This is a genomic window from Amycolatopsis sp. Hca4 (genome assembly GCF_013364075.1).
Classification (GTDB): domain Bacteria; phylum Actinomycetota; class Actinomycetes; order Mycobacteriales; family Pseudonocardiaceae; genus Amycolatopsis.
Window position 1 is genome coordinate 7,730,940 of record NZ_CP054925.1, and the last position, 13,622, is coordinate 7,744,561.

Here is a 13,622-nt window from a genome sequence, read left to right on the forward strand (position 1 = left end):
GATGCCGCGGGGCGCGGACGACCCGGAATCCCACGACCTGACACCGAGTGAGGTCGCTGACGGACTGTGGCTGATGGCCGCGATCGAGGCCAATACGGCCGAGCCGCCTACGCCTGTGGAATCGTTCACGTCTCCACTCCGCTCCGAGCCGCCCGAGACCGCTGCGATGCATCCTCCGCCGATGCGAGAACCCGAGCGCGACGGTCTCCGGATGCCGGACGACCTTCCGGCCCCCGTCTCGGCGCAGCCCGGGGCGGGGACCGACCGTGGCACCACGGTCGTGGATGGGCTGCTGAGGAGAGCGCAAGCTCCGGCGGTCGCCGCTGCTCCGCCATTGCCCGAGATCGGTCGGCTCGTGCGTGCCTTCCGGGCCTTCAAGCGCAAGGTGCCTTCGGTGCAACCGGAGGACGTTGAACTCGATGAGGAGCGAACCGCGGAGGCCAGCGCGGAAGCGGGGGTTTGGATCCCGGTCACCAAGCGCAAGCGCATGCCGTGGTTGGACCTGACCCTGGTGGTCGAGCAGGCACCTTCGATGGCGCTGTGGGCTCCCACGGTCGCGGCTTTCGTGGCGCTCTGCCAGCGGAGGCTCAGCATCTTCAGGTCGGTCCAGGTCCGGTTGTTGGAAACGGGCAAGGCCGGCCGCGCCGAAGGCGGCATGGTTCTGGGGCCGGTGCTGCGCGGCGGAACTCCGGAAAGCCCCGTCCGGGGCGCCGGCGAGCCGGTCGACTCCTCCGGGCGGCGTGTGATGCTGGTGCTGACGGACGGGATCAGCGACGCATGGCGCCACGACCTGGTACAGCCCCTGATCGCCCAATGGGGCCGCAAGGTCCCGGTTGCGATCGTCCACCTGCTGCCGAGGCGGCTGTGGATGCGTGGCGGTGTCGACGCCAGGAACGGGGAAATCACCACAAAGGGTCCGGTCAGGCCCAACGACACGTATCGGGTTGGTCTGACCGATCTGTTGTTCGACGAGCCCGAGCAGGCCGAAGCGCCCGAGGACTCGGTCGCCGTGCCCGTGCTGGAGCTGGAGGCTCGGTGGTTCCGCAGGTGGACCGAAATCGTTACCGGACGGGCGGGCGAGCCGCGGAGATGCTCAGTGATGGTAATCCGGGAGCGGGCCTCGGATTCTTTCCCCGAATCGAGTGAAGATCCGGAGTTGCCGGAAGACGAGTCCACTGCTCAGGACCGTGTGAGAGATTTTTACAGTCAAGCTTCGCCGTCGGCATTCCGGCTGGTCACACTCTTGGCTGCAGTTCCGGTCGATCTCGATGTCGCGTCCGCTGTGCAAGCGGAAATGTTGCCGGAGTCCGGTCCTGATCACCTGGTTGAGGTATTCACGAGCGGACTGCTTCGAAGCGGGGGCGCCGGTCAACCGTGGGATTGGACGACGCCGTGGGAGTTTTCCGGCCAGGCGAGACGGGTCTTGCTCAGCGGTGCGCGAAGGTCGGATACGGCCCTTGCGGTCAGCGCTGCGTCGCGGCGGATCGGCAGCCGGAACCCTGCGTTGGCAAGGCTCGAGGCGGCACTGGCGGCCCCGGACTCGACTCCGGACCCGCCTGACACGGCGACGATGGAGGAGGTGGCCCTCGAGCGAGACGTGATGAGCGCGTTGTCGGGTCCGTACCTCTCCAGAGCTGACCGAGTGGCCAAACTTGCGCAAAGTGCCGATCCGAGTAAGGTCGGTGCCAAAAGACCGCGCGCTGAAGAAGTAATGGCCGAGGACCTTGCAACGGTCCCCGGCCAAACGCCTGTCGGCAGTCAGGAGAACCGAGACCCGGTGGATCTAGCCTCAGCCGGTTTGGACGAACCAGCCGCCGCCGAGAAGGCGAATGTCGTCGCCAGTGTTGGCGCATCGACTTCCCGTCAAGTACGCCGTTCAGGCGAAGAGGTCCCTCCGGTTTGGGGTTCGATCCCGCCGCCCAATCCCAATTTCACCGGCCGCACCGAACTGCTCGCTCAGCTGGCTGAACGATTGGGCGCGGGCACCACCGCGGTCCTGCCGGCGACCCTGCACGGCATGGGTGGCATCGGCAAGACGCAGATGGCGACCGAGTACATCTACCGCCACCTGCAGGATTACGAGATCGTCTGGTGGATTCAGGCCACCCAGCCGACCCAGATCCACGCGTCGCTCACCGAACTGGCCCACCGCCTCCGATTGCCGGGAGCCGACGAGGCCATCACGGCCGTGCCCGCGGTGAAGGAAGCGCTGCGCCTGGGCCGACCGTACCGTCGCTGGCTGCTCGTCTTCGACTCGGCCGAAGACCCGGAAATGGTGCGCCCGTTCTTCCCCGTCGGCGGACCCGGCGACATTCTCGTCACCTCACGCAACCCGAACTGGGCCGGTGTGGCGCGCCCGCTCGAGGTGGCCGTGTTCGAGCGCGCCGAAAGCAAGACGCTGCTCAGCAAGCGTGGACCACAGCTGGGTGATTCGGACGCCGACCGCATCGCGGAGAAACTGGGCGACCTGCCACTGGCCATAGAGCAGGCGGCAGCGTGGCTGGCGGAGACCGGGATGTCCGCCCGGGAGTACCTGCAGCTGTTCGACGAGAAGGTCGCGGAAATCCTCGACACTTCGACCCCTCAGGACTACGAGGCTTCGGTCGCTGCGGCGTGGAACGTGTCTTTCGACCAGTTGAGTGTGAGCAGTCCGGCCGCACATCAGCTGCTGCAGGTTTGCGCGTTCTTCGCGCCCGAGCCGGTGTCCCGGAGCTTGTTCAACGGCGTTCGTGAGACCACAATCGCGCCCGAGCTCGACCGGGCGCTCCGGGACCCGATCAAGCTCAGCCGCGCCATCCGCGACATCAACCGGTTCGGTCTGGCGAAGATCGATCACCGCACCGACACCATTCTCCTGCACCGGCTCGTGCAGCTGGTCCTGCGCAATCGCATGTCCGATCAACAGCGCCGCGAGATGCGGCATGGTGCCCACAAACTCCTCGCCAACCTCGATCCGAACAACCCAGCTTCCCCGCGGCAGTGGCAGCGCTATCAAGAGGTACTGCCGCACATCTACGACGCCGAGCTGATCGAATGCACCGATCAGTGGGTCCGACAACTGGTGCTCAACCTGATGAGGTTCCTCTACCACTGGGGTGACCACGACGGCGCGGTCACACTCGCGGAACTTGCGGTTCAGCAGTGGGAACGGGACCGAGTTGAACGACAGGAACGCGGTGAGCTGCCCATCGAGGACCCGCCGTTGAAAGAACTGGAGGCGTCCGAGCGGCTGGCGTTCTTCCAATGGACTGTCGGGCGCTACACCGACGCGGAAAAGGTCAGCAAGCGAACTTACGACCGTTACAAGAGCCTCGTGGGGCCCGACGAGGAAGAGACTCTCAACGCCGCGCTCGCGTACGCCCTTGTCTTGAAGGCAAGAGGCGACTTTGCGGCGGCGGCACAACGGAACGAAGAGATCTATGTCAAGGCGCGCGGCCTCTTCGGCGAAGAAGATCCGAGCACCCTGAACGCAGCTCACGATTACGTTGTGGCGTTGCTCCTCATCGGGGACTATCGGCGGGCGAATGAACTCGCCACGGAAACCTACCGTCGGCGAGTCGAGGTCTTCGGTTACGACAACGCGCTGACCGTGGCGACGCAGGTCCTCATGGTTATCGCTCGGCGCGAGCTCGGTGACTACCCATGGGCGAGGATCGAACAGCAGCAGATCACTGACCGGGTCGAGCAGCTCTACGGCGAGGACAGCATCAGCACCCTCCGCCGTAAAGCCCACCTCGCGGTCGCGTGCCGGAAGGACGGCGACCACGAAACGGCACGCGAGATCTCAAAGGACGCTCTTCGGCGCTTCCGGGTCCGATACGGCGACAAACACCCGAATGCGCTCGCCTGTGCCTTGGGGTATTCGATCGACCTGCGGCAGGCACAGGAGTTCGCGGCGGCGCGAAAACTGGGGGAGGAGGTCTTCGACCTCTATCGGGAAAGCTTGGGAGAGAAGCACCCGCACACGTTGTCAGCGGCACTCGACCTGGGTGTGACCATGCGCCTGTCCGGCGATCCCTCGAACGCACGACTGCTCGACGAGCGGACGTTGGAGGACTTCAGAGCGCAACTCGGCGAAGACCACCCGCACACGATCGTGTGCGCGATCGATGTCGCGAGTGACCTTGCGGCGCTGGATCGCGTCCAAGAAGCCGCTGAGCGTGACGCCGAACTGCTGCAACGGTCGCGGCGGGTCCTGGGCAAAGACCACCCGACGACCCTTGCGGTCCAGCTCAATCGTTCGTTGGATCTCAAGACGCTCGGGCAGATGGAAGAAGCGGACGAGCTGTACGAGGACGTCATGAACCGCTATCGGCAAGTCTTGGGCGAAGCGCACCCAGGGACGATTGCCGCCTCGCGGGGGGTCCGCGCCGACTGTGACATCGATCCGATGCCGCTCTGACCGGATCAATGCGTGAACCGTCCGATCCACCCGGCGACAGCCTCGATCGCCGGCGCGTGATCGGTGGTAGCACGAAGTACTCGGTGTACTGCGCGGACCAGTTCCGGGCGGTGCAGCAGCGCTCGGGCGGCCGGTCCGGTGCCTCGGACAGACAAAGCGAGCCCAAGGCCCACAATCGCGGCAGGAGCGTCCGGATCTGTCGCCAGCAACCGCCGGTAGCCGGCCACCGCCGATTCCTGTTTTCCCGTGATCAACGCGACGTCGGCGTCGGTCGAGCCGGGAACGTCGGGACCGTGCTCGACGACCGCCGTCCTGCCGGCGCCGAACCGCAGCCGAAGCAAGTCGGTTCGTGCGTCGGTCCAGCCGCCGTCAGGGACCGGGGTGGGCATGCGTGGCTCAGATGGCCGGCCGAGCTTGGGCCACGAATCCCTGCGGTGCCACGCGTCGGCCAACGCGGCTACTGTCTCGATGTCCGGGCGCAGATGGCGGATGCGCCAGGTCGCATAGTGGTCCGCGGCCGCGGACGCCGCCCAAGCGCTCGGTTCGGCGGCGACCGGTTCCCCTTGCCAGGGCGCCAAGCTTGTCGCGACGCCATCGAGGAACCTGCGCCCGATTGGGGTCAGGCTTTCGTCGTTTTGCACCTGGAGCAGGGTTCGCCAAGCGGCGGACCGCCATAATGCGAACTCGAAGGCCGCCAATGCGTTGTCCGGCTCAGCCGTGGCTAGCGCCCGCCAGAAGGCGGAAACCCCGAAAAACGCGTAGATCCCGTGCAGCACGCCACCGATCGGCCTGGGGTCGTCACGCCACGGCGCGTAGAAGCGCTCGCGCGGATCGTCCACGTGCAAACTGGCCAGGTGTTGAATGCCTCCGAGCTTGATGTGGTGAAATTCGTGGACGAGCGCGGCGGCGAGGGGTTCGGGCTGGGTGCCGGAGGCCATGATCGCGCTTCCGAACGCTTCGCCGGTCGAGGCGCTGGGCAGCCGGAACGCCACTGCCGGGGCAGGGACCAACGACTGCAGGCCTTCCGTCATCGCCTCGGCCACCTCGGGCAGATGAGTGGTCAGCAGCCGCCACGCGCCGCTGACGACGGTTCGCCATGACTCGACTTCCAGCGCCGTGAGCCGTCGGGGCACGACCGGTTCGTAAAGCCCCCGGTAGGGGTCGAGGTCGTCGAGCCGGATTGCGAGCCGCTGACCACCGTGCCAACACATGACCTGGCGGAGAGGCTGCCAGCCTTCTGTTTCGACGCTGAGGTCATCCGGCAGCCGGACCTCAGTGGTCCGATCGCTGACGAGAATCCCGGTATCGTCGGCCAGTACCTGTGCGATCCCGAACTGTCCGGGGGTGCGGAGGCGGACCATGCCCAAGGTCGGCAAGGCGATGTTCCCCTGCCAGACTGGAAGCTCCGCTTCGAACTCCGCTCCGGCGCGGATCGCGGCTGCGGCGGCCAGGCAATGGACATGGCCGAGATGCATCCAAAGCGGGCAGACGCCCGTCACGTCGTGGCGGCACAACCGGGTGGTGTAGCCGGCCCAGGTGCCGGTGTAAGGATGGGCAAGAATCGCTTCGACCGCCGCAGGAGCTCGGACCTGAATCCTGGACAGTAGCTCCCACGCCGATTCCGGCGACGGGAGCGGACCAGCCAGCTCCGGCGATTTGGCTGCCTGCTCGATGATCCCCCTCAACAGGAGCAGCCGCCTGCTCCGCTCGGCTGCGCGGAGCCGCCGCACAGGGGCGGGGCCGCCGCCACCGCGGGCCAGAGCGTCGAAATCGGCCCACAAGAGGCGGTGGGGCAGGAGCTCACCGGTTGCCACGGTCAGTCGACGCGTTCAGCGCCGCCGGCCCCGCTGCCACTGGCTGTGACAGGGATGAAGGCTGCTCGGTCGGCCGCATGGCTCAGCGCGTTGCGCAATTCGTCGCCGTCGAGGTTGCGTAGCTTCGACAGCGGCACTTCCCCGAGATCGAGGAGTTCGGATTCGATTCCCGCTTCCCGCCCAGAGCGCGGTGCATCCATTGCGATCCCTTCCCTCAGGGAGAACGGGCCCCGTCAGCCCGCTTCGCATTGTCCCGCATTCTTCGCGATTGCGATAGGGACTGAGTGCGTGCGCCGTATGGGGGAGCGAGCCATCTGCGCGGCAGAGGCGGGAATGCGAAGGCCGGGAGGGTCACGACCGTAGAAAGTTTCGTGATGCGGAGAGGTGCACGCAGAGACCTGATGACGATCACGCTGCCGTACTGAAGCTGCGTCGATGTACGAAGGGACGCTACGCCCCAGCGCCCTTCTTGGGCGACCAGCAGATGTCCACTTTTTGCCCCTGTTGCGTCGACTGCCACTGGGTAAAATCACGGGTCCGCGGGTAGCCGGGCGGGGAGGTGGTTCATCACGTGTCGGCCGGTGAGCAAACCCACGGGCAACGCCGGGACTTGCTGCTCCCGTCCACGGTTCGCGTGGCAGTCCGGGAGGCGATCGTCAATGTGCTCGCGAACGCCGGGCTGGCGACGGACCGGTCGAGCCGGTCGCTGCTGCACGAATTGATCCACGACAGCCTCGGTTTCCCGTTGACGGTCTCCGACCACGCGACCGGGCGGGACCAGCTGATCGACATCGTCAACGCCTGTGCGCGAACGGACGGCGGGATGCACGCGCTCGACCAGGCCGTACGCATGCTACGGCCAGGTTCTCCGGAAGCAGAGCTCTTGAACCGGCTCGTGCACGAACCGCGGATGCACGACCTGCTGCCGGATTCCGAGTTGCTTTGGCTGCGTTCGGTGCTGACCGGGGTTACCCCGCCGAGGCTGGGTGCGCTCCTCCGCCGGTCGGCCAGCCCCGCGGCATACCCGGGCGGCGAGCCGGGAGACGCCTGGGACGCCTTTTGCCTGCTGACCGAGCTCAACACCCCGGCACACGGGCTCCCGCCGGCGCTGACATTCATCGAACTCGTCGCCGCGGAATGCCCGAGGCCACTCGGTGACCAGCTGCGGGAATGGAACACCTGGCAGGCCCGGAGAGTCCAGGGCGAAGCCCGCTTGCACGAACTGCGGGCCGAGTACAAGCCCGGCGCGGGCGATGGACTGCGCCTGCATCTGGTGATCATGGTGGAAGTGGACGGCATCGACCCGGACCTGCACGTTGTTTCCCATTGGCGGCAGGAAGATCCGCTGGAGTGGCCGCCTGCCCGTGGTGGCATGGCCACCATCCAGGGTGCGGATCTCGAGCACCACGTCGATCGGCTGGTGGTCGATTCCGAACGTGCTTGGGCGGAATACCGCGAGGAAGTGGCACTCGAATTCATCCTCCCGCGATCGTTGGTCAATCTTCCCGTACACCGGTGGTGCAAGGAACACGAAACCGGAGACCCCCGGCCGCTCTCCCTCGATTACCCGATCGTCATCCGCTCGCTGGAGCGGATGTTTTCCCGGCAGTGGCACCGCGCGTGGCGGATACGGTGGGAAGCGATGCTCGGCAATCCCTCCGCCGAGCGGGTGTACTACTGCCGGTCACAGGACACCCCGAAACGCCATCATCTTGACGCCGCGCTCAGCGACGGACGATGGTTGGTGATGGTGCTCGCGGGACCGCCGCCGGCTCGGCCACGGCCCGGAGAGGACGAGCTGGCGACAGGCTTGCGGACCGGGATCCCGGCCCTGCTCTGGCACCCCTATGCGCCCGCCGAGGTGGTGCGTGAACTCGTTGCCTGGCTCGTCGACGGCGGCGGACTCGGCGATCTGCCCGCGCGAACCCAGGATTCCCGGCGGGCGTCGTTTCGCGAAGTGACGATTCCCGCCGACCTGCGGGCAGCCGGCGACTTGGTGATCTTGTGGGACGACCCGAGCAGACTGATCTTCCTGGACGATGGCCCCTATTTGACGGACTTGACTCGGGAGAATGCGGATGAACGGGGAAAAGCATCCTGAACGGTCGGACTGGTGGATCTACCGCGGTACCGGCCGGCCGCTCGACGGCGCCATGCTCGCCGATCTGCTCCCGCCCGCACCACCGTGGCGCGCCTTCGACGGAGGTCCCTTGCCGGACGAGGACGTTGTGCCGCCGGACGAGGGCGAGGCGGCCAGGCGGCTGGGGTCGGAGCATCGGCTGATCACCAGGCATGTCGACTCTCACGAGATCGACATGGTCAACGCCGCGCTGTACCTGCGGCGGCCGCTTCTGGTGACCGGCAGGCCCGGTAGCGGCAAGTCGAGCCTCGCATATCGGGTTGCCCGCGAGCTCGGACTGGGCCGGGTGCTTCGCTGGCCGATCACGTCACACACCACGCTGAAAGCCGGGCTGTACACCTATGACGCGATCGGCCGGGCCCAGGCGGCCGGTACTCGGTCCGCTGCGCAAGACAGTGATCAGGAACCACCGATCGGCGAGTACCTTCGGCTCGGTGAGCTCGGCACAGTCTTCCTGCCGCGCCGGCAGCCTCGCGTCCTGCTCATCGACGAGCTCGACAAGAGCGAGGCCGACCTGCCGAACGACCTGCTGAGCCTCTTCGAGGACGGCGAGTTCGCGATCCCCGAGCTGGTGCGGATGCGCAGTCGGACCCGTGAGGTCGAGGTTTTCACGGCCGACCCGGACCTGACGGCGACGGTCTTGGACGGCCGGGTTCGGTGCGCAGCTTTCCCGTTCGTGGTGATCACCAGCAACGGCGACCGCGACTTCCCACCGGCCTTTCTCCGCCGGTGTCTTCGGCTCGAACTCCAGGACCCGGACATCGAACAGCTGGCGGCCATGGTGGCGGCACACGCGCTCGACCCTGACGACGCCCACCGATCCCGCATCATCGAGGAGTTCGTGAGCCGTAGCGAAGCTTACGGCGGGTTGCCGGTCGACAAGCTTCTGGAGGCGATCTACCTGGCGACGTCGGGGGCGTATCACGATGAAGGCGATTCTTGGCCGCGGTTGGTGGATGCGCTTTGGCGGCAGTTGAACTCCGTGGTGCCTTGAGATGTCCGAGGAAGAGTCGCGAGAAATTCGGGTCGGGAGCGAGCCACTGTCGTGGAGCGAGGTCGCTGACGCGATTTGGCTGGCGGCAGCGCTACGCCGGACGCCGGCACAGCCGAACGGCGATCCGGAAGCACGCCCCTCGGATCCGGATCCGGCACCCCAGCTGCCGCCACCACCGATCCGCGAGCCGGATCCCGGGAAGGGACCGCGGCCGGACGTGGGGCCCGAACCGGTGGCCAGGAGGCAACGGCATCATGTGGTCGGAGCTTTCGGACGGGATGTCCACGGGGAGGACAGTGGAGGATCGCCGCAGAACGGGCGGGCCCCCAAACCGGGGGCAATGCCGGGTGGACCGGACATCCTGCGATCGCTCCGGCCTCTGAAACAGCTGCGTCCTTCCACCCGGGAAGACGACGTTCAGCTGGATGAGGAATCGACCGCCGAGCAGGCGGCACAGGACGGTCTCTGGCTGCCCGTGTTGAAGCCTGCTCCGACGACTCGTGTCCTCGACCTGACGGTGGTGGTCGACGCGGGAGCGTCGATGGCACTGTGGCAGTCGGAAGTCACGGCGTTCCTGAAACTGGTGCAACAGCTCGGGGCATTTCGGACAGTCCGGATCCGATACCTCGAAACGGAGGCCCGTGCGACGGACGGCTCCCTCTCGCCGGTGCTGCGCGGCGGCACTCCGGACGCGCCGCAGCACAGTGCGGCCGAACTCCTCGGCTGGTACGGCGACCGGCTCATGCTGGTCCTCACCGACGGCGTCGGCGAAGCGTGGCGGCGCGACTTGGTTTCGCCGCTGCTCGCAAGGTGGAGCCGCGGCATGCCGGTCGCGTTGGTGCACCTGCTGCCCCAGTACATGTGGAAGAAAGGTGGTCTGCCACTGCACCGGGCCTTGCTCGCGTCGCCTGGCCCGTTCCGGCCGAACGGCCGGTACGGGTTCGAGCTGCCGGACGCCTGGATGACCATGGCGGACCCGGAAAAGACCATCGCCGACGCCGTACCCGTGCCGGTCCTCGAACTGGAAGGCCGCTGGTTCAGCTGGTGGGTGCGCTTTGTTTCGCGCACGATCACCGAGGGGGTGCCGGGCACGGTTTTGCTCGCCCGCGACCAGCCGATGCCCGAGCCCGCGGTCGACGACGAGCCCGCGGCACCACTGTCGGCCGAAGAGCGGGTCCGGCGGTTCGTGGGGGCCGCCACCCCGCCGGCGCTTCGGCTCGCGACGTTGCTGGCCGCGGTCCCGGTCAGCCTGCCGATCGCGCGGTTCGTCCGCGCGGAACTCGTGCCCGAGGCCGGGACAGCACACCTGGCCGAGGTGTTCACCAGCGGGCTCCTCGCCCCGCCCAAGGCGGACGTCCTCGAGGAAGACGCCGTTTTCGAGTTCCCCATCCCGATCCGCGAGGCGCTGCTCGCCGCAGGACGGCGCGCGGAGACCGTGAGGGTGGTCGCCGCGACCGGGCAGCGGTTCGGCGAACGGCACCCGGTGTTGCTGAAGATCGCCGACGCGCTTGCCGACCCGGACCGCGCCGCCCTGCCCGAAGACACGGCGGACATCTCCCTCGAACGAGTCGTCATGCGCGCGCTTTCCGGCCCCTACGCGTGGCGAGCCGAACGCCTGCAGGAACGGGAGCACGAGCTGGCTGCGGCGAAGGACAATCGGGACGTCGTCACGGAAGACGACGAGGCCCCGCCTTCCGCCACCGAACCGGGGTTCGCGGCGGAGCGGCTGGTCACGGACGCCCGCGAAGAAGCGGCCACTTCCCTCCGCCGGATCCGGCGGATCACGACGGACGCCCCGATCGTCTGGGGCGCGGTGCCGGCCCGCAACCCGGAGTTCGTCGGCCGCCGCGAACTGCTCGACCGCCTCGCGGCCAGCCTGCGGCCGGCTGGCTGCGCAATCCTGCACGGACCTGGAGGACTCGGCAAGACCCAGATCGCGGTGGAGTACATCTACCGGCAGCTGGGCGACCACGATCTCGTCTGGTGGGTCAGTGCGCACCAGGAGTCACAGATCCGGGCGTCGCTGACCGAGCTCGCCCGGCAGCTGCGGCTGCCGGGTGCGGAGGAGGCCCTCACCGCGGTGCCCGCCGTCCTGGCGGCGTTGCGCGCCGGAAAGCCCTACCGCCGCTGGCTCCTCGTCTTCGACGCGGCCGACCACTCCGAGACCCTCCTGCCGTTCCTGCCGGCCGACGGGCCGGGCCGAACGCTGGTCACGGCCCGGGACGCCGCTCCGGACGGCTTCCCGGCGGATTCGATCGCGGTGGGCCGGTTCACCCGGGCGGAGAGCATCGAACTGTTGCGCCAGCGGGATCCCACGGTCACGGATGCGGACGCGGACGCGCTCGCGCGGAAGCTGGGCGACTTGCCGATCGCGCTGGCCCAGGCTGCGGCGTGGCGGGCGGAAAGCGGTATCCCGGTCGCCGAGTACAACCGGCTCCTGGACGAGAAAGTGGCGGAGATTCTCTCGACGTCCCCGAGGACTTCGGACGACGAGATCGCCGCGGCGGCGGCTTGGAACGTTTCGTTCGACGGTCTTGCCGTCCGCAACCCGGCGGCGCACCAGTTGCTCCATGTTTGCGCGTTCTTCGCGGCCGAACCGATTTCCCGCAGTCTGTTCGCCGGGGTGCGGGGCGTCTCGATCGCTCCGGAACTGGACACGGCGATGCGGGACCCCGATCTGCTCGACCGGGTATTGAGGGACATCAACCGGTGCCAGCTCGGGAAACTGGATCACCGCAGTGGTTGTTTGCTCCTTCACCGGCTCGCGCAGCTGGCGTTGCGGCGCCGGATGTCCGACGGAAAGCGGGCCGAGATGCGGCACGGCGCCGCTCTGCTGCTGGCCAACCTCGATCCCAACGACCCCGAGACTGCGTCCTGGTGGCCTCGCTACCAGCTGGTGCTGCCACACCTACGACACGCAGGCCTGATCGATTGCGACGACTCGTGGGTTCGCCGGTTGCTGCTCAACGTGATGAAGTTCCTGTACTTTTCCGGCGATCACGCCGGGGCGCTGGCGCTGGCCGAAGAGGCCGCGATGACTTGGACGAATCGGTACGGCGAAGACGACGTCCAGACCCTGGCGGCGTCGGAGCAGCTCGGGCGCATGCTCTGGGTGCTCGGCCGCTACGAGGAATCGGTGGAGGTCAGCGGCCGGACGCTACGGCTCTTCCAACGGACCGCGGGGCCGGATTCGGAACAGGCATTGCGTGCGGAGATGCTGGTGGCCGGAGGGCACAAGGCCAACGGAGACTTTTCCGCGGCACGGACTCTCAACCAGCGGACCTACGACAGGGCCCGGTCCCTCTTCGGCGACGACGACCCGTCCACCCTGCGCGCGGCACACGACCTGGTCGTGTCGCTGCTGCTGGTGGGAGAGTACGAGCAAGCGCGCTGGCTCAGTGAAGACACTTACGAACGCCGGTCGGAGGTTCTCGGGTACGACAACTGGGAAACCATCCTCACCCTCAACATCATGATCATCTGCCGGCGGGAGCTCGGTGACTACTCCTGGGCTCACATCGAGCAGCAGAAGGTCGTGGAACGGGTGCGCGGCCTCTTCGGCTCGGACACAGACGGCGTGGTCCGGCGCGATTACCACCTCGCGGTCGCACAGCGGAAGGACGGTCACCACGACGCCGCGCTGAACCTGTCCGGCAGCGCCCTCGAGCGCTTCCGGCACAAGTACGGGCGGGATCATCCCAATGCGCTGGCCTGCGCGCTGGCCCACTCGCTGGACCTGCGCAACGCCGGTGACCTGTCCACGTCGCTCGAGCTCGGCGAACAGGTGCTGGCGCAGTACCGGGCCAACGTGGGTGACCGGCACCCCCACACCCTGGTGGCCGACGCGGACGTCGGCGTGACCCTGCGGTTGCTCGGGGATCCGGCGGCCGCGTTGACCCGGGACGAAGCGGTACTGACCAGGTTGCGGGACCGGCTCGGCCCGGCACACCCGCACGTTCTCGCGTGCTCGATCAACACGGCGAACGACTGCTACGCGCTCGGTGACGTGCCGCGTTCCCTGCGGATGAACACCGAAACGCTGGCGCGGCTGCGGCGGGCGTTGCCCGACAGCCATCCCGTCACGCTCGCGGCCCGGCTCAACCGGGCCTTGGACCTCGAACGGCTGGGCCGCATCAGGGAGGCGGTGAGCCAGCACGAGGAGGTGCTCGGCGCGATCAGCCGGGTACTCAGGCCAGGTCACCCGGCCATCATCGCCGCGGAAAACGCGGTGCGCGCGGAGTGCGACATCGATCCGATGCCGTTGTGAACCGG

General features: G+C 67.5%; 6 protein-coding genes. 4 read left to right on the forward strand and 2 right to left on the reverse strand.

Features of this window, described 5'->3' with window-relative positions:
• The first annotated feature begins 1 nt into the window (after position 1).
• Entirely contained in the window at positions 2-4,402 is a 4,401-nt protein-coding gene (gene fxsT, locus HUT10_RS35050; RefSeq protein WP_303246996.1) for an FxSxx-COOH system tetratricopeptide repeat protein, read from the forward strand.
• A gap of 5 nt (positions 4,403-4,407) precedes the next feature.
• Here fxsT (HUT10_RS35050) and HUT10_RS35055 read toward each other — a convergent pair whose 3' ends face one another.
• Both HUT10_RS35055 and HUT10_RS35060 read right to left on the reverse strand, forming a co-directional pair.
• Positions 4,408-6,087, reverse strand: a complete 1,680-nt coding sequence (locus HUT10_RS35055) for an HEXXH motif domain-containing protein (RefSeq protein ID WP_254897154.1) — start codon at positions 6,085-6,087, stop codon at positions 4,408-4,410.
• A gap of 131 nt (positions 6,088-6,218) precedes the next feature.
• Positions 6,219-6,416, reverse strand: a complete 198-nt coding sequence (locus tag HUT10_RS35060; protein ID WP_176175103.1) for a hypothetical protein — start codon at positions 6,414-6,416, stop codon at positions 6,219-6,221.
• 371 nt (positions 6,417-6,787) lie between these two features.
• Here HUT10_RS35060 and HUT10_RS35065 point away from each other — a divergent pair, with 371 nt between their 5' ends.
• Genes HUT10_RS35065 through fxsT (HUT10_RS51355) form a run of 3 tightly spaced genes read left to right on the forward strand, consistent with a single transcriptional unit; the run spans position 6,788 to position 13,617 of the window.
• Positions 6,788-8,317, forward strand: coding sequence for a hypothetical protein (locus HUT10_RS35065; RefSeq protein WP_254897155.1), 1,530 nt, complete (start codon positions 6,788-6,790; stop codon positions 8,315-8,317).
• Positions 8,295-9,350: a MoxR family ATPase gene (locus HUT10_RS35070; protein ID WP_176175104.1), complete on the forward strand. Its 1,056-nt coding sequence runs from the start codon at positions 8,295-8,297 to the stop codon at positions 9,348-9,350. Before HUT10_RS35065 ends, HUT10_RS35070 begins: the two co-directional genes overlap by 23 nt.
• 1 nt (position 9,351) lies before the next feature.
• On the forward strand, positions 9,352-13,617 hold the full coding sequence (fxsT, locus tag HUT10_RS51355; RefSeq protein ID WP_303246997.1) for an FxSxx-COOH system tetratricopeptide repeat protein: 4,266 nt from the start codon (positions 9,352-9,354) through the stop codon (positions 13,615-13,617).
• The last annotated feature ends 5 nt before the right edge of the window (positions 13,618-13,622 follow it).

Coding starts and splice junctions, on each gene's coding strand:
- fxsT (WP_303246996.1), top strand. CDS start 2: ATGCCGCGGGGCGCGGACGACCCGGAATCCCACGACCTGACACCGAGT.
- fxsT (WP_303246997.1), top strand. CDS start 9,352: ATGTCCGAGGAAGAGTCGCGAGAAATTCGGGTCGGGAGCGAGCCACTG.
- HUT10_RS35070 (WP_176175104.1), top strand. CDS start 8,295: ATGAACGGGGAAAAGCATCCTGAACGGTCGGACTGGTGGATCTACCGC.
- HUT10_RS35060 (WP_176175103.1), bottom strand. CDS start 6,416: ATGGATGCACCGCGCTCTGGGCGGGAAGCGGGAATCGAATCCGAACTC.